The organism is Bremerella cremea, assembly GCF_003335505.1.
In the GTDB taxonomy this organism is placed as follows: Bacteria; Planctomycetota; Planctomycetia; order Pirellulales; family Pirellulaceae; genus Bremerella; species Bremerella cremea_A.
The window spans coordinates 456,440-478,265 of sequence record NZ_QPEX01000011.1 but is presented as its reverse complement, the minus strand read 5'-3'; the positions used below and the strand labels follow the sequence as shown (position 1 = coordinate 478,265).

At 53.9% G+C, this 21,826-nt stretch carries 19 protein-coding genes and 1 tRNA gene; 15 read left to right on the top strand and 5 right to left on the bottom strand.

Features of this window, described 5'->3' with window-relative positions:
• Positions 1-212 precede the first annotated feature (212 nt).
• From pepF to DTL42_RS25975, 6 genes are all read left to right on the top strand, one after another.
• The gene (gene pepF, locus DTL42_RS09190) at positions 213-2,042 is read left to right on the top strand and encodes an oligoendopeptidase F (RefSeq protein ID WP_114368401.1); all 1,830 of its coding nucleotides are present in this window, start codon (positions 213-215) and stop codon (positions 2,040-2,042) included.
• A gap of 148 nt (positions 2,043-2,190) precedes the next feature.
• Positions 2,191-3,081, top strand: coding sequence for a M28 family metallopeptidase (locus tag DTL42_RS09185; protein WP_114368400.1), 891 nt, complete (start codon positions 2,191-2,193; stop codon positions 3,079-3,081).
• Positions 3,082-3,140: 59 nt separating this feature from the next.
• Positions 3,141-3,890: an ankyrin repeat domain-containing protein gene (locus DTL42_RS09180; RefSeq protein WP_147274216.1), complete on the top strand. Its 750-nt coding sequence runs from the start codon at positions 3,141-3,143 to the stop codon at positions 3,888-3,890.
• 39 nt (positions 3,891-3,929) lie between these two features.
• Positions 3,930-5,033, top strand: a complete 1,104-nt coding sequence (locus DTL42_RS09175) for a cis-3-hydroxy-L-proline dehydratase (RefSeq protein WP_114368398.1) — start codon at positions 3,930-3,932, stop codon at positions 5,031-5,033.
• 129 nt (positions 5,034-5,162) lie between these two features.
• Positions 5,163-5,456 carry a hypothetical protein gene (locus DTL42_RS09170; RefSeq protein WP_114368397.1) on the top strand — a complete coding sequence of 98 codons (294 nt, stop codon included), beginning with the start codon at positions 5,163-5,165 and terminating at the stop codon, positions 5,454-5,456.
• A 229-nt stretch (positions 5,457-5,685) separates the two neighbouring features.
• A complete protein-coding gene (locus DTL42_RS25975) occupies positions 5,686-5,994 on the top strand; it encodes a hypothetical protein (RefSeq protein WP_147274215.1) in 309 nt (102 codons plus the stop codon).
• Between the two features lie 128 nt (positions 5,995-6,122).
• On the opposite strand, the gene DTL42_RS09165 is transcribed toward DTL42_RS25975, so the two are convergent.
• Both DTL42_RS09165 and DTL42_RS09160 read right to left on the bottom strand, forming a co-directional pair.
• Positions 6,123-7,583 (bottom strand): hypothetical protein, encoded by a 1,461-nt coding sequence (locus tag DTL42_RS09165; RefSeq protein ID WP_114368396.1) that lies wholly within the window; start codon positions 7,581-7,583, stop codon positions 6,123-6,125.
• Positions 7,584-7,700: 117 nt separating this feature from the next.
• Positions 7,701-8,729 (bottom strand): hypothetical protein, encoded by a 1,029-nt coding sequence (locus DTL42_RS09160; RefSeq protein WP_114368395.1) that lies wholly within the window; start codon positions 8,727-8,729, stop codon positions 7,701-7,703.
• A gap of 223 nt (positions 8,730-8,952) precedes the next feature.
• On the opposite strand from DTL42_RS09160, the gene DTL42_RS09155 reads away from it, so the two are divergent.
• The 3 genes from DTL42_RS09155 to DTL42_RS09145 all read left to right on the top strand — a co-directional run bounded on the left by DTL42_RS09155 (position 8,953) and on the right by DTL42_RS09145 (position 12,840).
• A complete protein-coding gene (locus tag DTL42_RS09155; protein ID WP_114368394.1) occupies positions 8,953-9,957 on the top strand; it encodes a sugar phosphate isomerase/epimerase family protein in 1,005 nt (334 codons plus the stop codon).
• Positions 9,958-10,807: 850 nt separating this feature from the next.
• Positions 10,808-11,422 (top strand): hypothetical protein, encoded by a 615-nt coding sequence (locus DTL42_RS09150; RefSeq protein ID WP_114368393.1) that lies wholly within the window; start codon positions 10,808-10,810, stop codon positions 11,420-11,422.
• Between the two features lie 320 nt (positions 11,423-11,742).
• Positions 11,743-12,840: a DPP IV N-terminal domain-containing protein gene (locus DTL42_RS09145; RefSeq protein ID WP_114368392.1), complete on the top strand. Its 1,098-nt coding sequence runs from the start codon at positions 11,743-11,745 to the stop codon at positions 12,838-12,840.
• Between the two features lie 10 nt (positions 12,841-12,850).
• Here DTL42_RS09145 and DTL42_RS09140 read toward each other — a convergent pair whose 3' ends face one another.
• Positions 12,851-13,474: a hypothetical protein gene (locus DTL42_RS09140; protein ID WP_114368391.1), complete on the bottom strand. Its 624-nt coding sequence runs from the start codon at positions 13,472-13,474 to the stop codon at positions 12,851-12,853.
• Positions 13,475-13,684: 210 nt separating this feature from the next.
• Between DTL42_RS09140 and DTL42_RS09135 the strand changes: the two genes are divergently transcribed.
• Positions 13,685-14,287: a hypothetical protein gene (locus DTL42_RS09135; RefSeq protein WP_114368390.1), complete on the top strand. Its 603-nt coding sequence runs from the start codon at positions 13,685-13,687 to the stop codon at positions 14,285-14,287.
• Between the two features lie 7 nt (positions 14,288-14,294).
• On the opposite strand, the gene DTL42_RS09130 is transcribed toward DTL42_RS09135, so the two are convergent.
• A complete protein-coding gene (locus tag DTL42_RS09130; RefSeq protein WP_114368389.1) occupies positions 14,295-15,416 on the bottom strand; it encodes an acyltransferase in 1,122 nt (373 codons plus the stop codon).
• Between the two features lie 172 nt (positions 15,417-15,588).
• Between DTL42_RS09130 and DTL42_RS09125 the strand changes: the two genes are divergently transcribed.
• The 5 genes from DTL42_RS09125 to DTL42_RS09105 all read left to right on the top strand — a co-directional run bounded on the left by DTL42_RS09125 (position 15,589) and on the right by DTL42_RS09105 (position 20,111).
• Complete coding sequence (locus DTL42_RS09125; protein ID WP_114368518.1) at positions 15,589-16,341, top strand: SAM-dependent methyltransferase; 753 nt, start codon at positions 15,589-15,591, stop codon at positions 16,339-16,341.
• A 598-nt stretch (positions 16,342-16,939) separates the two neighbouring features.
• Positions 16,940-18,760, top strand: a complete 1,821-nt coding sequence (locus DTL42_RS09120; protein ID WP_114368388.1) for a hypothetical protein — start codon at positions 16,940-16,942, stop codon at positions 18,758-18,760.
• Between the two features lie 86 nt (positions 18,761-18,846).
• The gene (locus DTL42_RS09115) at positions 18,847-19,656 is read left to right on the top strand and encodes a creatininase family protein (protein WP_114368387.1); all 810 of its coding nucleotides are present in this window, start codon (positions 18,847-18,849) and stop codon (positions 19,654-19,656) included.
• 91 nt (positions 19,657-19,747) lie between these two features.
• Positions 19,748-19,821, top strand: a tRNA-His gene (locus DTL42_RS09110).
• A gap of 68 nt (positions 19,822-19,889) precedes the next feature.
• Entirely contained in the window at positions 19,890-20,111 is a 222-nt protein-coding gene (locus DTL42_RS09105; protein WP_114368517.1) for a DUF1653 domain-containing protein, read from the top strand.
• Positions 20,112-20,221: 110 nt separating this feature from the next.
• Here DTL42_RS09105 and DTL42_RS09100 read toward each other — a convergent pair whose 3' ends face one another.
• Positions 20,222-21,655 (bottom strand): hypothetical protein, encoded by a 1,434-nt coding sequence (locus DTL42_RS09100; RefSeq protein WP_114368386.1) that lies wholly within the window; start codon positions 21,653-21,655, stop codon positions 20,222-20,224.
• Positions 21,656-21,826 lie beyond the last annotated feature (171 nt).

The following is a 21,826-nucleotide window of genomic DNA, read 5'->3' as shown; positions in this document are numbered from 1 at the left end:
AGAGGCCGGTTAGCCAGCGAGAACCACCTTACGGATGATGTCTCTTCCTGCCGGTCGACATCAAAAATGTGTCCTACTCTTTATACGGAACGTTAGAGGGTGGTGAGGCTGTCGTTGCGGCAGCTTGTTGACTTCACCTTTCGTCGACCACTGCTAGGCGGTACGATTGGCTTCGAATACCGCGATCTGAATAAAGCCTGTAAGGAACCATCATGGCCAAGACTGCCAAAGCCGCGAAGAATTCCGTTAAGAAAGCTCTTACCCGCGATCAAGTGGCCGTCGAGGACACATGGGACCTATCGTCCCTTTATCCCGATTCCGAAGCCTGGGAAAAGGACTTCGCCAAGCTGGCCAAAAAGGAAGCTGGCTTCGAGAAATTTCGCGGTACGCTCGCGTTAGGTGCTAAGGAACTTCTGGCCTGCTTGAAGTTCGATACCGAGGTCGATCGCCTGGGTGAACGACTGGGCGTTTACGCATTCCTGAAGACCACCGAAGACCAGGCCAACGACGAAGCCCAGCGCCGCATGGCTCGCTTCCAATCGGTCGCCAGCAAATTGGCCGAAGCCGCCAGCTACATCGCTCCCGAAATCCAGGCCATTCCCGCCAAGCGGCTGCAAGAGCTGATGGAGGAGAAAGTCCTTAAGCCATATCGTCTCGTCCTCGAACGGATGACGCGTTACAAGAAGTACACGCTGGGCAAAAAAGAAGAACGCATCCTGGCCATGCAAGGCGAAATGGCCCAAGCCGCCTCGAAAGCGTTCCGCCAACTGTTAGACGCCGATATGAAGTTCGGCACTTGCAAGGATGAAAAGGGAGAAGAGTCGGAGCTGACCAACTCCACGTTTATGGAGTTCCTCCTCTCTCCGGATCGCAAGGTTCGTAAGAAGGCATTCGAGCAGTACTACTCCCAGTTTGAAGCTCACGAAAACACGCTGGCCGCGACCCTATCTGGCTCGATCCAAAAAGATGTCTACTACGCCAAAGTGCGCGGCTACGAAAGTGCCCGGCACCAGGCAATGTACGGTGACAACATCCCCGAGTCGGTTTACGACAACCTGATCGAGTCGGTCCACAATCACCTGCCAGCGGTCCATCGCTACTTCGATTTGCGCCGCCGCAAGATGAAGCTGAAGGACATTCACCACTACGATACCTATGTGCCAATCCTCAGCGAGTTGAAGACACGGCATACCTGGGATCAAGCGGTCGACGTGATCATGGATGCCATGATTCCGCTGGGCAGCGAATACGGCGAAGTGCTGCACAAAGGGCTAACCAATGCCCGTTGGTGCGATCGCTACCCCAACGCCGGCAAGCAAAGTGGTGCGTTCAGTTGCGGCAGTTTCGACGCCGAACCGTTCATCATGATGAACTTCAAGCCGGACGTGCTCGACGACGTCTTCACGCTGGCCCACGAAGCTGGCCACTCGATGCATAGCCACTACTCTTCCAAGACGCAGCCGTACCAGTACTACAACTACACGATCTTCGTCGCAGAAGTGGCCAGCACGTTCAACGAACAACTGCTAAGCCAACATCTGCAAGAGAACGCCGACAGCGATTTGCAACGGGCCTTCCTCATCAACCGTGATCTCGACGCAATGCGAGGGACGATCATCCGCCAGACGATGTTCGCCGAGTTCGAGAAGATCACTCACGCGATGTGCGAAGCAGGCGAGCCGCTCACTTCCAAGTCACTGCAGGAAACCTATAAGAAGCTGCTGGAACAATACTTCGGTCCCGAGTTTGAAATCGATCCGCAGTTACAATTGGAATGCCTGCGTATCCCGCACTTCTATCGGGCGTTCTACGTTTACAAGTATGCCACCGGCATGTCGGCTGCAATCGCCCTGAGCATGCGAGTGCTCAACGGTGGCAAGCAGGAACTTGACGACTATCTCTCGTTCCTTAAAGGTGGTTGCTCCAAATACCCGCTCGACCTGCTGCGAGACGCTGGCGTCGACATGGAAAGCCCCAAACCAGTCGACATGGCCTTGAATCATTTCGAGAACCTGGTCGATCAGTTGGACGACTTGCTGTAGTCAGACCACCCTCTGAAAACATTTGAACCACGGATTACGCAGATGGGCCCGGATGAAATATCGGTGCCCATCGTTGTTATCCGTGGTTTTGTTTTTCTATGATCTAAAGGACTATCCGATTCCTTAACCTGACCTGCGGTGACTCTTGATGGACACGCACGAACTGCTCGACCTGGAAGAACGTCTCTTTCTGCATGTCGATCGTCTGGCAGGTTTAATCGGGCCGCGCACGCTTCAGCGGCCTACCTCAATCAACGCGGCCATCAGTTACATTCGCGGGCAATGGCAAGCCTCGGGCTATTCGGTCAACGACGAAACTTACGACGCCCTGGGGAACACCGCCACAAATCTAATCGCCGAGATCCCTGGCAACCTTCGCCCGCAAGAGATCGTCTTACTCGGGGCGCACTACGACACGGTTCCCGAGACGCCTGGTGCGGACGACAACGCCTCGGCGGTTGCCGTATTGCTGGAGGTCGCTCGTCTACTGAAAGATCACATCGGCAAACGGACGGTGCGTTACGTTGCATTCGCCTGCGAAGAGCCGCCCTACTATCATGTCGACTCCATGGGAAGCCAACATCATGCCCGCGAAGCCAAACGGCGTGGCGATAACATCATCGGAATGCTTTGCCTGGAAATGGTGGGCTACTTTCTTGACGAACCTGGCACCCAGCTCGTCCCGAAAACGATTCCGAAATGGCTACGTGGCTTGTTCCCCAAACGAGGCAACTTCCTGGCTGCCGTGGGGAACCTTCGTTCGTGGCCGTTGGTGTACCATTTTCGTCGTGGCTTCAAACGTGGTTCGAAAATGCCTCTCTTTTCGATCGCCTTGCCCGAAGCGATTCGTGAAATCCGCATGAGCGACAACAGTTCGTTCTGGGATCAAGGCTACCCAGCGCTGATGCTGACCGATACCAGCTTCCTGCGTAACCCGCACTACCACGAACCGACCGATACGCCAAACACTTTGAATTATGGTACGATGGCCCAAGTCACGCTGGGGGTCGCCTCGGCGATGAAACGCCTCTTGAAATAGCACCCAACACCTTCCTGGCGATCATGCGACTAACCTATTACGTCGACGGTAATTTTTTCGTGGAGGACACCGCTACATCAATCATCCCACCGCCAGATCTAGACGGTGTTGTTGCCGAGAGTGAAGTTGTGCTTGCCGACTTTTTCGACGACGAACTAGCGGATGCAGGAATCCAGGGTGGGCACTCCGAATATTGGATTAATGCCCGGAAAGGTGGAATCAAAATTACTTTTTGGATTCCCAATAACTTCCCCTCCGAAACGCTCGCAATCCTAACTAATTACGTCAAAGGACAAATGAGTGATGGCCTCGGGGAAGGTGGTTTCTATGCTCAATTAGGTGAAACGAAAGTATGGATGCAGGTAATCGATGCCGAAAAGATTCGCCACGAACTGCATGACGACGGCAAAGTGGTTCCCCCGCCCAACGGAATCGCAATATGCGCCCGAGATGGTAAAATCGCCGATCTGAGACAAGCGATTGAGATGTCACCTGACCGAATCAATGAAAAGCTACAAGGACATACGGCGCTTCAATTGGCAATTTTAATGGGACAAACGGAAGCAGTGAGGATACTCGTACGAGCGAATGCAGATGTTAACGCTACAGGGCCGGCGGGTATCAGCACGATGCAATCAGCTGTACTTTCAAATAATCTCACCGACCAACAAAGCTGCGAACTAGTACGAATTCTTGTCGCTGCTGGAGCCAATCCGCACGAGGTCGATACGACAAACCACTGCACACTAATAGATCTTGCAACTAATCGCCAAAAACATGAATTGACTGCCCTTCTCAATACTTACTGACTTCCGATACAGAGAATTTTCCGCCCTGAAATAATTACCATGAAAATCACACGCATTTCCGCTTACCAAGTCGATCTTCCGCTTGTCGAAGGCAACTATGCCTGGAGCGAAGGCAAGCAGGTCACCACATTTGACAGCACCGTGGTTCGGGTCGAGACCGATAGTGGCATCGTGGGGCATGGCGAAGTTTGCCCGTTGGGCCCGGTTTACTTGCCGGCCTATGCCAACGGTGTGCGAACTGGTTTAGCAGAAATCGGGCCGCAGTTACTCGGTCAAGATCCAACGCGACTCGCGCCGCTAAATCGACGGATGGATTACCTATTGAAGGGTCACCCGTACGTAAAGTCAGGCATCGATATCGCGTGTTGGGATATCTTGGGTCAGGTCGCTGGTTTGCCGGTGTGCGAACTACTGGGTGGCCGCTTCGGGGAAGACCACGTGCTGTATCGCGCGATCTCGCAAGAGTCGCCTGAGCAAATGGCCGCCAAGGTCGCTGGTTACCGGGCCGAAGGGTACCGCCGCTTTCAACTGAAAGTGGGTGGCAATGCTGCCGACGACATCGCGCGGATTCGTGCCGTGGCCGATGTCTTGGAACCTGGCGACAAGCTGATCGCCGACGCCAACACCGGTTGGCTGCCGCACGAAGCACTGCGCGTGGTTAATGCCGTTCGCGATATCGATGTCTACATCGAACAACCGTGTGCAACCTACGAAGAGTGCAGCGTCATCCGCGCCAAGACTTCCCTTCCCTTCGTCCTCGATGAAGTGATCGATGGGCACGACATGCTGGTCCGCTGCATCGCCGACCGCGCCGCCGATGCCGTGAACATCAAGATCAGCAAATTCGGCGGGCTCACCAAGGCCAAGCTGGCCCGAGACTTGGCTGTCTCGCAAGGGCTGGCCGTCACCATCGAAGATAGCTGGGGAGGCGATATCGTCACTGCGGCGATTTCGCACTTGGCTCATAGCACGCCAACCGAACACCTGTTTACATCAACCGACTTTAACAGCTACGTCACCACCAGCATCGCGGAAGGTGCCCCGCAGCGTGTCGATGGCCGCATGAAAGCCTCCGACCAGCCAGGGCTCGGCATTCAACCTCGCATGGATGTGCTCGGCAAACCGGTTGTCGATATCAGTTAAGCTCGCGAAGGCATTTGAAGAACTCTTCTTCTCGAAACAGCCGTTTGGCACGCTGCGTGCAGTTCATTCCAGCGAATGCATGTAGCAGGAGGCTACGAAACGTTGTCCCTGTTTTCGAGGAGAAGAGTCATGTTTCGCACGTTATTAATCGTTGCCGTCGTTGCCGCTGGTTTTGTGCTGACTGCCACACCGAATGCGGAAGCTGGCTGGCGGCGTTATTATCGACCGGGGGTGGTGAACAACCGCTATAACTACGGTCCACGCGTCTCGGTCTATCGAACGCCTTACAATCGCAACTATTACCGACCCAACTTCTACCAATATCGCGGCTATGGCCCACGCGGTTACGGTGGCTACGGCTACCCAGGCGTTTATGGCGGTTTTGGTTATGGTCCAGGCGTTAGCTTTGGATTCGGTTTCTAACCCGCATAAGAGGAACCTCTCAGCCGAAGCCAGATTGACCTCAGCCTCGGCTTGAACCTCTTCCGCCCTAACCTGGCGACTAAATGTCCATCAGCAAGTGAACTGCCATCAAGCCGCAATTGCTGAAGATACCCCTCCATAAAATGCCTACCGGAGAATAATACCGATAGGGCGTTTGCTCGATGGGGACGAAGGGTCGAATCGATTCGCGAATTCTAAGGAGATGAAAATGATCCGTTCTTTAGCACTGTTGACGGTACTTACGCTTGGCTTGGCGATGGCTTCCACTGCGGAAGCTGGCTGGGGCTGTGGTCCAGGCTACGGTGGTTATGGTCCTGGCTATGGGTACGCACCGTACAATTCTTATCCAGTTCGAGCATCTTATTATCGAGGGTACTACGGTCCTCGGGTGAACACCTCACCTTTCTATAATACCTATCCCCCCCTGTATTACGGTGGTTACCGTGGATATGGCATTGGCGGCGGAATGGGTTACGGAAGATATGGCTATGGACCGAGTTTTGGGGTAGGATTCTAGGACTGGAGCGAGCCCCCTGTTTGAACTCGCACCATCATGCACAAAAACGCACCACGGCCTACCGGCTGCGGTGCGTTTTGTTTTTTGGCCAACGCCCTGAAATTCGAGGGCAGACATCCATAAATCCGTTACTGTATTTTATGGGTGGCGCGGGCAGTCGAAATATTGCCCCCCTGATCAATAACCTTCACTTCGACCCGCACGCTTTTCTGCTTTTCATCGGTGCGAAGTTCTAGTTCCAGATCCTTCTCAGCCGCACTGCCTGCCAGATCGTCGCCGCCGACCACCGTCCCACGCACGTCATCGAAGTACAGCACTGCCTTCAAGCCTTTATCGTCGGTGGCCTTCACTTGAACTTTGTAAATGTTGGGGCGATCGGTGTTGCTTACCGACAAATCGAACTTCGGCGACTCGTGATCCTCCTTATCAACGTTGGGATTGAGCAGCCGAGACTGAGCCAAGATACGAGCGTTGTCGTCCGAGAACCGGGCTCGCTTTTCGACAGGTGTCTTCTCGTCGAGATTCACGCTCATCTTGCGGAAACCGTTCCCCATGATGTAATGCCGATCGTCGCGCTGATCGTGCGGCAAGCCCAATGCGTGACCTACTTCATGAATCACCGCCCCCATGCCGTCTTCGATAAACTCGAAACGTGGCGAGTTCTGACGACCATGCCCCAGCGCCGTGCGTCCTTCAATCGGCGTGCGATCTTGAAAAAGCTTCTTCTGATCTTCGATGTTGGTCGCACAGAACATATCTTGCAGCACCCAAGCCGAGAAGTTGGCCGTTCCTCCATCGGCGGATCGCCAGCCACCTAAAGCAATCCCGCCGGGCCATTCATATTGATTGGGGCCAGAGTCGTAGGTTTCTAGAAAGGTAACCACCAAGTGGGTCTGCTCGTTGCCGATGCTACGTGGAATCTCTGGTTGTAACTGTCGCAATTGAAAGTAAGGATCGTAGTTGGGGGCTCCGTTGTAATACTGGGCCGGCTTTTCACCATGCAGCAAATGCACGATTGGCACGCCTTGCTCATCGGCCTCAAACACCAAGCCACGGTCAGGCAAGCCGCGACGACGAAACTCGTACTTGTAGGTTTCGTTGACGAAGTGCATCAACGTGTTAATTTTCTCGCGATAGTGGGCCGTCGGTTCTCGATCGGTCGGCACGAAATAAATCAGTCGCACCTTGTGATCGATCGGAGAAATCTGGGCATAATCAGGCAAGTCTTCCGTTTTAACCCACCCACCTTTTCGCCAGCGAGAGTACGGCTTGCCCCCGACCGACAACTCGGCGTAGTCGGCCAATAGATTGATCTTGATGTTCCGCCGTCGATCGATCAGTTCGACCTGCTTGTCTTTTCGATCTAGCTCTTCAAAGCGAAACTCTTTGCCGGTCGGCTCAACTTCCAGCCAGCGTCCTTCCCCCAGGTCGACGAAATAACTGGTAGTCTGGTCTTCCTTCTTCCACGCCGCCATCTCGTTGGCTTCAGCCATCGAAACACAACTTAACAGCAACAAGCAAAACAGAGCCCAGCGGGTCAAGCGATGAAGAAAGGGCTGTGGCAACGAAAGAGAAAGGCGAGACTTCATGGCAAGCAGTCGTCCAAGCAGGCGTGGTTGGGAGCTTCGAAAGCAACAATGCCGGGCGACATTGCTGCGCGATTTTAAACAATTCTAACCGAAACCAGCCAACTTACCAGCTTTGTGTTAACCCCGTTTCGCCGAAGTTACCCACAAAAACGGCGTACCAGCTTCGTCGACTTTGAGTTCCAGCGAGAGCATCGCCTGATAGAGCACGTGATCGAGGATCTTCTTATAGAACGTCTTCCCTTTCGGAAAACGGACATCGACGTTCAAGTTCAAGTTGTCCTTGGCGATCTTGTAGTGATCGCGAAACATGGGTGTTTTCAGGCGAGGCAAGATTGCCGCCAAGACATCTTCAAGCGGCTTGCGATTGATTTCCACCTCGATGAACTGAAACAATACGGGGCAGACTTGGCTGAGGTTTCCCTGCGGCGCGTGGCCGATTGGCCAGGCATCCTCTTGTTCTCCCATCGTCAACACATGCAAATGAATGGCCCCGCCGACTTCGCGTTTAGGCACCATGACCATACCGTGTGCCCGCAATAGAATCGCCAGCGCCGTCCCGCCGCTGATCCCCTTCACGTCGTCTTCCGCCGTCACGGTTTTGGCTTTGGCGATTGTGGAAGGCGCGGCCCGAAATTCTAAACCGACATGGCGTCCGATATCGCCTAGCACCACATCCAGCGGCTGTCCTTTGGTATCGAAATCGATCTTCTTAGCCAACTTCGCGCGCAGGTCGTCACGTTCCTGAGCGGTCATTCCGTCTTGGCCTGGGTTCCGTTTGAGTTCTTCTTCCCCTCCCACTTTAATTCGGTTGAACCACGCCGGCAGTTCGTCCAGGTTGCGTTTGGTGAAGCGTTTACCATCGGGCATGTGCAGCGTTTCGTTCTTAGAAAGAATCGCTGTCACCTCGAATGTCTTGGTGCGGCCAGAACCGATTTCTTCGACGCCAACCTTCTCTCCGTCGCGCCCGCCACGCACCTGTACACTGTCGGCCCCTTTGCCGTTGAGCAGCTTGCTCCACGACTGCAGTGCGGTGATAGAGATTCCCTTTTCGGTGATCACCTCAAGCGTGACCCGGTTCTCTGCGGCAGCGATCGTGGTGAAAGCGATGGCCGCGACAAGGGCCAGGGTGGTTCGGATTGCGTACATTGCCTCAAAACTCCTTTGCATGGATCCTTGTACCAATATAGCACCCGATTCAGGCCAGACCCCCGGATTGGAAAAATCACTACCCTTGGAAATCCTTTACCGGCGGCCTCTGTCTGGTTGCATCCTGACACTTCAAGCGACAAAATACCGGTTCTGTAGGTTCCCCCCTGAACTTAACCACACATTCCATCGACGCGTTTTTTTACCGAGTAAGGAGCACAGCATGGCTCGAGCGGTCACGATGTTCACCGGCCAATGGGCGGATATGAAACTGGACGATATGGCCAAAACCATGAAAGGGTTTGGTTTTGACGGTCTCGAGTTGGCCTGTTGGGGCGACCACTTTGAAGTCGATCGAGCCGTCAGCGAAGACGACTACTGCGACAAGAAACGGGAACAGCTCGACAAATACGACCTTGGCTGCTGGGCGATCAGCACCCACCTGTGCGGTCAGGCCGTGTGCGATATCATCGACGAACGCCACAAGTCGATTTTGCCGGAATCGGTCTGGGGCGATGGCGACCCGGCTAGCGTCAACGATCGCGCCGCCGAAGCAGTCAAGAACGCTGCCCGTGCCGCCCAAAAGTTTGGCGTGCCGGTCGTCAACGGTTTCACTGGTTCCAGCATTTGGCACCTCTTGTACAGCTTCCCTCCGGTTCCGCCCAAGATGATCGACGATGGCTTCAAGCTGTTCGCCGATCGCTGGAACCCGATCATGGACGTGTTCGGCGAGTGCGGTATTAAGTTCGGCCTGGAAGTTCACCCCACCGAAATCGCCTTCGACATCTACAGCGCCGAAAAGGCCCTCGATGCAATCGGCCACCGCGAAGAGTTCGGCTTCAACTTCGACCCCAGCCACCTGCTGTGGCAAGGAATCGATCCGGTCGAGTTCATCCGCTACTTCCCGGATCGCATCTACCACGTCCACATCAAGGACGCGATCACCACGCTTAACGGCCGCACCGGCATCCTCGGCAGCCACATCGACTTCGGCGATCATCGCCGCGGCTGGAACTTCCGCAGCCCAGGCCACGGCGGCGTGAACTTCGAAGAAATCATCCGAGCCCTGAACGACATCAAGTACACCGGCCCACTCAGCATCGAATGGGAAGACAGCGGCATGGACCGCCTGCACGGTGCCGAAGAGTCGTGCGAATTCGTCCGCAGCATCGACTTCGCCCCCAGCGATGTAGCCTTCGACTCGGCGTTTGATAAAGAGAAGCAGTAAGACAAAACGTTGCTGGAAAATAAATCCCCAAAGAGCCAGGCCTGACTAATCAGGTCTGGCTCTTTGCCTGCGCGAGGAACTCAAATCGGTACGCCATTGCGATATCACCAGTCACCAAGACTTGTTGCGTCGTTACTCCGATCTTGTAATCGAAGAATCGCCAAGGTCAGTTCACGCTGGGGTAAGTTGAGCAGCTTTGGACAAATTGAGCCACATACCTCGGCTCGTTACCAAAAAGTCTTTGATGCGACATGTGTTGAGAAGATGCCTTAGGAACACGAATGACATAAGTCCAGACGGTCGCCGCCTCCTTTGTGTTAGAGATCCCATCGTTAACCAGATAAGGTGATACCTCCCATTAAAAACAATACTGGATTTACTGTGTTTTTGGCATAAAACACTTGACCTGGCCATTCTGGCAGGGTTATATATACCCCATAAGAACCACGACGCAGCGGGCAACGTTGAATCGCGTAAGCATGGATCAGGGCCCTTTTCAAAAGATGACTACGGGCTAGAGATTGGATAACACGACTCCGACCGACTTGCTCGCTCCTGACATTTAGACGTCGCGAACTTTCAAGATTTAGAATTCGCGCTCCGCGTTAGACAAGAGGGTTTGCGAGAGAGCCCTTTGTGACTCTTCTGTGGCGAACTGAGGCGGTAAAGCTAATGAATAGCCGCTGCAAATAAATTCGGCAGTCGTTCACAGGGCAAATCGTGCAGTTCACATCCCCCGCCATTACCAATTTTGCACGTCCAGAAGGCGTGGCATTGTGCGTTCTAATAATGGAAAAGGACCGTTTGCCTTTTTGTTTTTGACTTTCATCTATTCATGGGGAAAAGAATCGTGCCTGAACCAACACCTGAGATTTTACATGGCCTGAAAGTTTCTGAAACGGAAGTGACCATCGCTGTTACGAGCAACGGTTGCACAGACCGAGAAGACTTTGATCTTATCGTAAAAGAATCGAATCCACCGCAAGTCACGTTCATGCGGACTCAGCCTGACCCATGCCGCAAGATTCCACACACGGTTAACATTTCATTCTCACTCAAGGCGATCGGATCAAGCGATTTTACCGTAGAAAACCTCTTCGCGCCGGGCCCTCCAATGCTTGAAAGCGATGGGACTGGACGCGGTATTGTTTTCCAAACGCACAGTTGGTCCGCAATCGCGAATTTGCAGCCTCCGGCACCTTTCTCACTCAGCGTGAAAGGTAAAGTGAACGTGCCGACGCCAGGCTACAGAGCAGACCTTAAACCAGCAGTACCACAGGGTATCGATCCCTCCCAATTGATCCTTGATCTGGTTGTAACTCCACTTTCCGGGAACTGGACGCAGCAACTCACGGATCTTCTCGCTTCTTACGTTGATCCGAAGTATGGCGGCGGCTTGAAGACAGTTGCCATTCACTACCATGGCAGCCCCGTCGCAGTCATCGACGTCCAGGAAGTTCACTAGAGCAAGAGATCGGGCAGCATTCCGTGTGTGCTATACACCTGTGAAGTAACTCGTTTTCGCGCGTAAAGCATTTTCAGATACCGAGCAGCATCTTCCCTTCAGCACAGGTGTTGTCGACAATATTTTGAGTATGCAAATCTTTTCAATTCGCGCCTGTACCGTGGAATTGCAGGCTTTATTGGAGTCGACGCCACCAATCCAATAGGGGCGACCGTCGGAAGCCCCGGATTGGTGGCAAATTGGCCGGTTGCGATGTTGGATTTCCGGCGCGGACATCCATGGCTTTGCCAAAAGCGCTCAAACTTTCCAAATCGTAGTTAATGATGACCCGCTTCCAAGAAATCGGTAGCCTCTTTGCCATTGCCTGCACAAGTTCCGCGCGTCAAGCTTCCGCCAGGAATTGCCTTGCGTCTCTCATCGCAATCACTTTCCTAATCTTAGTACCTGGCTGTCCGAGCATTAAAAACGCTACGGTTGAGCATGGGAATGTCTGCATTGATTTATCGCCCGATGGTAAAACGCTCGTCTTTTCTTCTGCAGATGGCGATCTCTACCTCTTCGACATCGCAGCCTCGACCGTGACACGACTGACAGATACCGACCGCATCGAAAGCTATCCGTCATTCTCGCCAGATGGCAAACAGATTACGTTTGCGGCAACGGAAAATGCTTCAGAACCATCACGAATCTATGTGCTTACCTTAGACGATCATTCCATTCACGCCGTAACCGACGGGCAGGGACAATGCGATATCCTGCCACGTTTTACGCCAAATGGTAAGCAAATTGTCTTTGCTCGTGCCTACCAGCACCGACCGTACAGTATGGGCGGTTGGGTCTGGGACAAGTGGGACGTTTGTCTCATCAACGACGATGGCACAGAGCTTAGCCGGCTGACCGAGGAAGGCTACTACCAGATTGATCGCATCGTTCCAAGTTCAGAGGAAAACTTTATTTACGCGGCCGATTCGCTGGGGACGGCAGATCCTGCCATCCTATACAAGGTTTCGCCGAACGTGAAACCTACTCAACTCGTTCCAGAGCCTGGCACCCACAACAGGAACATTCATGCATGGGCAGCCGATCCGATGGTCAGCCCTGATGGCAGTACCATCGTTTTTTGCTCTGATCGGACAAAACCGTTTTGGTATGATGTCTGCGTAAAAACCGGCGACGCCAACCCCAGAGGCCTTGTCGGTTCCAAATCACGTCATAACCGCTTCCCAGACTTCACCCCTGACGGGCAACGAATCGTGTTCCTCGCCGGAACGGAATCCAATGCTAGTAATCGCTCGATTTATAGTTTGTGGGAAGTGACGCTTTCAGGAGAAACCCGAGAACTCGCGTCGTCAGACCTTTTTACGGATCCAGCCCAATGGCAGCCCCCAAACCCAACGGGGCCAAACGATGAATCCTAATCACGGTAGCCTAAAGTCGGCCTAAGGAGTCTTGCTTCTGCTGGTCTAGCTCTGTCTCAGCAATATCGGATGCTTCAGCCCTGGCCAGTTCCTCACGCAGAATTTCCAACTTCTCTCCCCACAAGGTATGTTTCTGGCCGAGGCGTTTTCTTGGTTCGGGATCGCCTGCATTCGGATCTTTGCGGCCAGAGAAGAATTCGGCGTAAACCATTAAGACAACGCCCAACGAGACGCCTGTTGCGGTTGCGATCCAGATATGCGGAACACTAAAGCCCAACGGCACAAATGACAGAGCCGTCACGCCCATTCCGACACCGAAGAGCCGGTCGCTTGTTCCTTCCTCTTTGAGAATGCGGACCATCTCTTCCTGATAGTAACCGCAACATGGACATGGAGTAGGCACCACCACGTTCTCATACATCTTGGCAAGGTTCCGCTGCGCATGGACGTGAGCCAGTTTCTGGGAGCCCTCTTTGTCCAAGTAGAATGTGTTGTGGGCTTCGCCAAAGGCCTCCAACTGCAACAGGTAGGCGAAATCTTGATGGCATTGTGTGCAGGTAACAAACTTCCAAACGGAACCTTGGACCGCGACTACCTGATTCTCGCCAATTGGAATGGGGATAGGAATAATCATATCAACGCAGCACTTGCTAAATAGCCAAGCTCGCCGGCAGCGGTACCGATTCGGCGAGGCACCTACCGGAAACGCCAACAGCCTTTCATTGTAGTTTAGTTTCGCGAATTTCGTAAAATGAATTCGCAGGCAACTAGCTGGGCCATCGGCCAAAGGTGTCGTGCGGTTATCTACTAGCTTCCCCCGAAATGGATCCCCCCCACGTAAGAAATGAACGCACGTCAACTCGGCATCGCACTGGCCATGGGCTGGGCACTGCTTCCTTTGGTGGCCTGTGCCGGGGCGTTTGCATTCTGGAGATCGGACAGCGAATTTACTTGGACTGGTCACCTCTTCGCTGCAATCGTTTCCCTTCCCTTAATCCTTGGCACAGTTGCTTTCTCCCTGGTGGCGTTTCGCAGGTTGCGGCAGGTTCGCTCCTGGCAGCGGCTTTCTCAGACATTGTTTTTGCTTCCCATTATGCTCACCAGCGGATATGCCGTGTGGCTGAATGCGATCCCGCGACGAATTACGCCCGACATGGTGAGCACATCGCCAGCCGATCGCTATCTCGAATACGCACCCCAAACGGCCTTCGGATTCCCACTCCCGTTTTATCGAAGATACGACCAGGCACAGCCTGACCAACACGTTCCCAGTGCCAAGCAAAACTTCTTCGACTTCTCGTCCCTGCTTGGTAACATGACGTTTTGGTCGCTGCCGGTGTACTTAATCGTGGTGGTAGCTTTTCTAGAACTTCCCAGCCCAGACGCAGCAAGCGTTGAGCCCGAGACGCCAGCCGACCCTGGCAGCAATTCTCGAATTCCCTCTTAACAGGCTGTTAAGGCACAATCCGTTTTAAAATCGGCATCCTGCGTAGTCCCATCACTGCCAGAAACGACAAGCAGCCGATGACGATCGACGTCAGTGGGATAGCGTAAACCGGATTGCCGCTGCTGCCCGTAAGTGTTACGCCCAGGTAGCCGTGATGCAGAGCCAGCAACACGGCCAGGTGAATGAGGAAAACGCCGAAAATGGCACCGCTGAGGACATCTAGAATTTGGATCGCTTTGGGCTTGATCAGTATCGTGGAATGCTGGCCCACGAACTTAAGCAGGACAAACGCCGACGCGGACATCACTACGACGTTCGCCGAGAAGTTCTCGAAGAAGTAGCCTGCGAATTCACCCTCTTGGCTCGCGGTCAGATACCACGTTCCGGCGAAGGTCACACCCACGCTGCAGCCATAACCAATCGCCCCCATCACGGCGTGAAGAATCGTCGTTCGCTGGCAACCCAAGAGATACCCCAGCATGAAGTAACCTGCGTAGCCGGAAACCACACTCAGGTCGATTTCACTTTGACTTGCCGTAACCAACTCCCAAAACGGAATCGCGACGACCGCCACAAGCCAAAGCACCACGAAGTAGGCAACCAAATATCGGTGCGTCGAATGAACGATTGCCCGCAAAAAGGGAACGCACAAGTAAACGCCCAGCAGTGCGTACAGAAACCACAAATGAAAATAAGCTGGGGAAATCAATAGCCCGGCCAGTGAACGCCCGTCAGGGAACGGCTGCTTTTCGACGGCAACATTCCACAGCACGTAAAACACCGTCCAAGCCACCAGCGGGATAACAACCTTCTGACAGCGCTTAGCAAAAAAGACGAGCAGCGGTTCGTCTTTCTGTAACAGCAAATAGCCTGAAATCATAAAGAACAACGGCACACACATCCGCACGCACGAGTCGTAGAGATTCGCGATCAACCAATCCGTCCGCGGAAGCTCGTTGTACTCGTAAAGAAGCGGCCCAGCGACATGAAGTACAATAACACAAAACACAGCGAACACCCGAATGACATCGACCCACACTTCGCGAGAACGTGAAGGCGAAGCTGGCCGCTGTTGCTCAGCAGCAGCCTGAGACGCGCTGTCCAGCGATGCGTGATCTTCCGTTATCATAGCCGCGAACCGATTCTTCCCCGAGACAGATGGTGCCAATTCAGTCCGACAATGTAACTTTCCCCGCGTAATGGTTCCAGCAACGATGCGTTAAAAAGCGAACCAGGCATTGGTGTCGTGTGTCTTACGACAACTCATTCCGTTGCTGGTAGCTATTGAAAGTACAGAAGCCATGGACACCTGGAAGTTTTACGATATCACGCACCGGGAACATGAAATCTGCAACCCGACCAGCGACGCCAAGCTGGCGCAGTTGGTGAAACTTCTTCGTCTGCCCAACAACGCCCAGGTGGCAGATATTGCGTGCGGCAAGGGTCTGTTTCTGATGCGTATGGCCGAAGCTTACGAAATTCGCGGCACCGGCATCGACATTTCTCCTTTCTTCATCGCCGCCGCCCAGCAGCGATTCCAAACCCAAGCTCCCGCTGCGGATATCACCTTCCAGCAAATCGATGGGGCCGATTTTAAGCCAGACCAGCACAGCTTAGACCTCGCATCGTGCCTGGGTGCCAGTTGGATCTTCGGAGGACACGCCAACACGCTTGCCGCGTTAACTTCAATGGTAAAGCTCGGCGGTTGGGTCATTGTGGGCGAGCCCTTTTGGAAGCAGGAACCAACCCAAGAATATCTGGCCGCATGCGGGTGCAGGCGAGAAGATTTCGGCAGCTTCTCTTCCAATGCCGAAGCCGGAGAAAAACTAGGTTTGGAATTGGTACATACCTTCGCCAGCAACCAAGACGACTGGGACACCTACGAAGGCCTGCAGTGGTACGCGACTTCGGAGTATGCTCGCGCTCACCCGGATGCCCCTGACTTGGCCGAAGTGCCCCAAAGGGTTAACCAAGGCAGAACTGCCTATCTTCGCTGGGGCCGCGATACGCTGGGCTGGGCGATCTACTTATTCCGCGTCCGCTCGGCCACTTAGCAGCCACCAGCCCAACTGTTGCTTGCTAGGTGAACACTTTCGCCGTAGCGTATGGTCAGAAAACAGACCGTCGGCCTGGCGTTGCTTGCTGCGCGGTTCCCTACCAAGACTGTCCCACCGAGCAGGAGAAATAGTTTTGAGTATGAAACCGAAATCGGCGAGCAGCACCATTCAAAACCGCCTCAAAGGAGTTTTGAGTATGAACTTGTCGCACTTGGTGAACTCGCTCTGGCTGGCTCAAAAAGAGAGTCCAGAGTTATGAGTATGAAGTTGGTTCCATGCTCAGCCGTGACAGCCAGATCTCGTAAGCTTTTTAAAAACAACAAGTTGCATCATCCATGGCTTCAGTTTTTTAGCTAATCAGGGTACTCAAATTAGTTTTGAGTATGAAACCAGAATCGCTTTCCTGTCACTGGCGGCGGCCTCCAACGAATTTTGAGTATAAACATCACAAACCAACCAGCACGCTGCTTGCGCGGTGAACGCCCCGGCAAAATGCCTTGCCAAGCGGCGGGGACTTCGACGTCTGGGAGACTAGAATAGAAAGGTCTTATCGCTTGTTTAGCTAGAGGCTTCGGCCTCGCTGTTTGAGTTGCCTGTGCATTTTTTCACGACTGCGATCTTGCTGGTCTCTGCTGCTGCCATGGATGTCGCTGCGCCGTCGCGGAGCGAGATTGACCAACGGTATCAATCCGAACTTTCCCAACTGGCAGCCAAATGCGACGAAGTTGGCTTGCCCGCTCAGGCCAAGATCACGCGCGAGTGGATTGTCCAACCGCACGGGGAAGAAAACGTCTTATTCCTGGTCCCCGATTCGTCCCAGCTTGTCCCCAAAGCAGACGCTCCGCAGTTGGTGCAGTTCTGGTATCAGAAGTTTCGCGCGCTGCGTAACGCTCAGGCCGATGCCTTGTTCGACCACGCCCAGGCCCTGCTCGCAGCTCAAGACGGAGCCGCCTCGTATCGCACACTGCACGAAGTCTTACGTGAGAACCCAGACCACGCCGATGCGCGGCGCATACTGGGCTACAACAAGGTCGGAGACGTTTGGCGTCGTCCTGGCGTGACCATCCGAGCCAAGCAGCCCAGGTTCGATCATCCGAAACTTGGCTGGCCGATGAAGTCGTTCTGGCAGATCGATACGCCTCACTTTCAAATCATGACCAATGAAAGCGAGGCCGCCGGGCTGGAACTGGGCAAGCGGCTAGAGATTGTCTATTCGGCCTGGGAACAGATGTTCTTTTCGTACTGGAGCAACGAACGGCAACTGGCCAGCTACTTCAACGGCGGCACCCCCAGCCCGGTGCGCAAGAAGTTTGATGTGGTGCTGTTCAAAACCCGGGGAGAATACGTCAACTACTTAGAGAAAACCCAGCCTCGCATCGGCATCACGCTGGGCATCTACCAGTTCGACGAAGAGATGGTCTTTCTGTTTCACGACGATAGCAATCAGGCCCATGCTACCTGGCACCACGAAGTCGCCCATCAACTATTCCAAGAGTATCGATCCGCCTCGAAAGACGTGGGCGAGACCGCCAACGCTTGGGCCATTGAAGCGGTGGCAATGTACATGGAATCCCTACGGATCCATGACGGGTACGTCACCCTCGGCGGCATCGATGCCACCCGGCTGCAGTTCGCCAGGAATCGTTTTACGATGGGAGATTTCTTCATCAAGCTCGACGAACTGGTTGCCATGGGACGCAATCAACTACAGAAGAGCCCTGACATTGGGGCGATCTATAGCGAATCGGCTGGCCTGGCACATTTCTTTCTCGATGGCGACGATCGAAAGCTACGCGAGCCGTTCATCCAGTACTTGGTCGACATCTACCAGCGGAAAGACCGCGAACATAGCCTGGCGACACGGCTGGGACAAAAGAGCCTAGGCCCGCTCGATCAGCAGTACGCGACCTACCTGGGCGTAACCACCGAACAGATCTTGGCATTACCCGAACATTCTCCCACAACCGACTTGGCCCTGGGCAGATGCAGCGGGATCGACGACCGTGCGCTCGCTCGGATTGGCACGTTTGCCCAACTGCAATGGCTCGACCTGACATTCACCCCGATTACTAGTGCCGGCGTGGCCTCGCTGCAGGGTTGCCAATCGCTGCGTGATCTGAGTGTGGCTTCGACCCACATCGACGACACCGCGTTGGCAACCATCGGAAAGCTGACGACGCTGGAAGAACTCGATCTGAGCGGCACGGCCATCTCGGATCAAGGACTGCAGCAGCTCGCTTCGCTCTCACAGCTGAAAGTGCTACGGTTGGCGGTCACACAAATCTCGGACGCAGGTCTGCTGCAGTTGGCCAAACTAAAGAATCTGGAAATGATCGACGCCCGCCAAACCAAGGTCACCCCAGAGGGCGTCCAGCAACTAAAGCAATCGCTGCCGCAAGTTGTGATTCATCTTTAGCCGTCGGTAGCATGGCAACCGCGTTGGGGCTTCTTTAGAATCGATAGCTCCTTCACGTCCCCTCCTTCCAACCCGGAGCCACACCGATGCCTGCCCCTCGCCCTTGGAAACTCTCAGAAGTCAGCTATGCCCATGTGAAGCAGTCGCAGTATGAAGTAGCCGTCCTTCCCTTGGGCGCAACCGAGCCGCATAACCTGCACTTGCCGTACGGTACCGACGATTACGAAGGGACCATCATTGGCGAGCGAATCTGTGAAGCGGCCCACGCCCAAGGAGCCAAGGTTATCTTGCTGCCGACGATTCCGTACGGCACCGAGACCAACATGCGCGAGTTCCCCCTGGCAATGAACCTTGATCCGTCCACCTTATTCGCCGTGGTTACCGATCTGATCGCTTCACTCGTGCAAAGCGGCATCAAGAAGGTGCTTCTGCTGAATAGCCACGGCGGTAACGAAATGAAGCCGCTGCTGCGTGAACTGTACGGCAAGACCGAGGCCCAGGTTTTCCTTTGCAACTGGTTCAAGGCCTTCAGCACGGAGGAATACCATTCGATTTTCCAGCACATGGAAGATCACGCTGGTGAAATGGAAACCTCGATGATTCTGGCCTATCGCCCTGAACTGGTCGCTAGGCGATCAGATGGGACGCTCGACGCTGACTCCGGCGCGACCAGACCGATGCAATTCGAAGCGTTGGAAAAAGGGTGGGTTTCTATCACCCGCCCCTGGCACCTGTTGACCACCAACAGCGGTTCCGGGCATCCCCACCAAGCCAGTGCTGAAAAAGGAGAGCAATTGATGCAGTTAATCGTGAACCGCCTAGCCCCTTTTCTGGTCCAACTTTCCGCCGCCCAGCTGGACGAGACGTTCCCGTTTGTGGTTGACGAGGCGACGTAAGACGTTGCAGCGGCAGCGGTTGTAAAATTCGATCCGACCACCCAATTGACGAGGTGGTCGCCGGAATTTAAACTAAGTCGCTTCAATTGTGGTGGGTATAGCTCAGTTGGTTAGAGCACTGGATTGTGGTTCCAGGGGTCGTGGGTTCGAATCCCTCTACCCACCCTTTTCTTTTTTTGCCTTCGCGGGATAACCAATCCCAGAAGGCCTTCTGGCGAGGCGATTCTGCCCCGATGAATTCTTCGTTTCGCGTGGGCCGTTACCGACACTACAAAGGTCCAGAATACGTCGTGCTTGGCGTGGCTCGCCATAGTGAGACCGAAGAAGAACTTGTGGTCTACCGCCAAGATTACGGCGAACGTGGCTTGTGGGTGCGGCCGCTCAAGATGTTTCAGGAAACGGTTACCATCGACGCCCAAGAGATCCCGCGATTTGCTTACGTTGGCGAGGCGTAGCCGCTTTCAGCCGCTCGGATCGCCCTCTGCACCGCGAAAGCGCATAGAAAAAGCCTGCGACCGAATCGATCGCAGGCTTCTTGTTTCTTCAATGCGTTATTGGCTGCGGACTAGCCACCACAAGTGGTGCAAGCCGGAGCACAACCACCGCAGTTGGCGGCAGGAACCTGGATGGTCTTAGGAACCATCTTACAAACCGGAACCTGAACTTCTTCGGTCACGGTGTGCGGAACCATTACGGTGTAGCTGCAGACCTTGTCTTCGTAGACGGTCTTGTAGGAAGTGACCGGCACTTCTTTGGTGCGGGTCTCGGTCTTGCAGACCATGTGCTTCACTTCCTTGGTCTTGGTTTCAGGAACCATTTTGCACACCTGATAGGTATACTCTCTGGTTTCTGGAACACAAACTTTGACCTTCACTTCTTTGGTCTTGGTTTCAGGAACCATCTTGCACACCTGGTAGGTGTACTCTTTGGTTTCCGGCTTACAGACCATGTGCTTCACTTCCTTGGTCACCGTTTCAGGAACCATCTTGCACACTTGGTAGGTGTACTCTTTGGTTTCTGGCTTGCAGACCATGTACTTCACTTCCTTCTGCTTGGTTTCGCAGACGGTCTTGCAGGTTTTGTAGGTGTATTCCTTGGTTTCCGGCTTCATCACGCACACGCTATAGGTGTACGGAACTTGCTCGGTAACCGGCTTCATGACGGTGCAATCGTACGATTCCTGCACGACGTTCGGAACCCACACTTTGCAAGTCGTTGGGCAACCGCAGCAATCGGTGCTGGTCTTGGTTTGCCAGCAGCCTTTGTCGACGCAGCGGGTCTTCGAGACGGTTTCAGGGACCATCTTGCAAACCGTTTTGGTACCGGAACGCTCTTCCTGGTGTGGAACCATCACGGTCTTGGTACCGGTCTTGGTTTCCCAAACTGGCTTACTGACGGTGTAATCGACGACTTTGGTTTCCCAAGTCGGAACCATAACCGTCTTGGTACCGGTCTTGGTTTCGTAGACTGGTTTGCAGATGGTCTGCTCAACCGTCTTGGTTTCCCAGGTGGGGACCATCACGGTCTTGGTGCCGGTCTTCGTTTCGTAAACCGGCTTGCAAACGGTGTAGTCAACCAACTTGGTTTCGTACTTCGGAACCATCACGGTCTTCGTACCGGTCTTGGTTTCATAAACCGGCTTGCACACGGTGTATTCCACAGACTTGGTTTCCCAAGTCGGGACATTAACCGTGTACTGCTTCGTGACGTAGTTGGTTTCTGCAACGCACTTGGCAACCTTCACGGTCTTTTCGCGGGTTTCCGGCTTGCAGACGGTCTTGGTGACGGTACGAGTTTCCATCACGGTTGTTGGAACCATGATCGTCTTTTCGACCATGGTAGCGGGTGCGGCTTCACCGCACGAAGAGCAACCAGCAGCGCTGTCGCTACATGCAACACACGGCGCACAGGCCGTCCGGCAACGATGCCGTCCTGCTTCCGCAAGTTGCGGAAACATCATAAAGGTCATTGTCAAAACTAATACAGAGCGGAGCATCATGTAAGTTCCCCCCAAGAAACTATAGCAAAGCAAAATGTGTCAAAAATCGAGCGTTAATCACCAACGCCTCGTAAACTGTAAGTCAATCATTGGAAAGTTGCTGGCCAAAAAGCGATTTTAGCGGTTACGACTTTAAGGATAAATCAGGTTCTTGTGCATTTTAGGCAAATT

Coding starts and splice junctions, on each gene's coding strand:
- DTL42_RS09115 (WP_114368387.1), top strand. CDS start 18,847: ATGCCTGCCCCTCGCCCTTGGAAACTCTCAGAAGTCAGCTATGCCCAT.
- DTL42_RS09140 (WP_114368391.1), bottom strand. CDS start 13,474: ATGATTATTCCTATCCCCATTCCAATTGGCGAGAATCAGGTAGTCGCG.
- DTL42_RS09105 (WP_114368517.1), top strand. CDS start 19,890: ATGAATTCTTCGTTTCGCGTGGGCCGTTACCGACACTACAAAGGTCCA.
- DTL42_RS09170 (WP_114368397.1), top strand. CDS start 5,163: ATGTTTCGCACGTTATTAATCGTTGCCGTCGTTGCCGCTGGTTTTGTG.
- DTL42_RS09175 (WP_114368398.1), top strand. CDS start 3,930: ATGAAAATCACACGCATTTCCGCTTACCAAGTCGATCTTCCGCTTGTC.
- DTL42_RS09130 (WP_114368389.1), bottom strand. CDS start 15,416: ATGATAACGGAAGATCACGCATCGCTGGACAGCGCGTCTCAGGCTGCT.
- DTL42_RS09160 (WP_114368395.1), bottom strand. CDS start 8,729: ATGTACGCAATCCGAACCACCCTGGCCCTTGTCGCGGCCATCGCTTTC.
- DTL42_RS09155 (WP_114368394.1), top strand. CDS start 8,953: ATGGCTCGAGCGGTCACGATGTTCACCGGCCAATGGGCGGATATGAAA.
- DTL42_RS09100 (WP_114368386.1), bottom strand. CDS start 21,655: ATGATGCTCCGCTCTGTATTAGTTTTGACAATGACCTTTATGATGTTT.
- pepF (WP_114368401.1), top strand. CDS start 213: ATGGCCAAGACTGCCAAAGCCGCGAAGAATTCCGTTAAGAAAGCTCTT.
- DTL42_RS09125 (WP_114368518.1), top strand. CDS start 15,589: ATGGACACCTGGAAGTTTTACGATATCACGCACCGGGAACATGAAATC.
- DTL42_RS09185 (WP_114368400.1), top strand. CDS start 2,191: ATGGACACGCACGAACTGCTCGACCTGGAAGAACGTCTCTTTCTGCAT.
- DTL42_RS09145 (WP_114368392.1), top strand. CDS start 11,743: ATGATGACCCGCTTCCAAGAAATCGGTAGCCTCTTTGCCATTGCCTGC.
- DTL42_RS09135 (WP_114368390.1), top strand. CDS start 13,685: ATGAACGCACGTCAACTCGGCATCGCACTGGCCATGGGCTGGGCACTG.
- DTL42_RS09165 (WP_114368396.1), bottom strand. CDS start 7,583: ATGAAGTCTCGCCTTTCTCTTTCGTTGCCACAGCCCTTTCTTCATCGC.
- DTL42_RS25975 (WP_147274215.1), top strand. CDS start 5,686: ATGATCCGTTCTTTAGCACTGTTGACGGTACTTACGCTTGGCTTGGCG.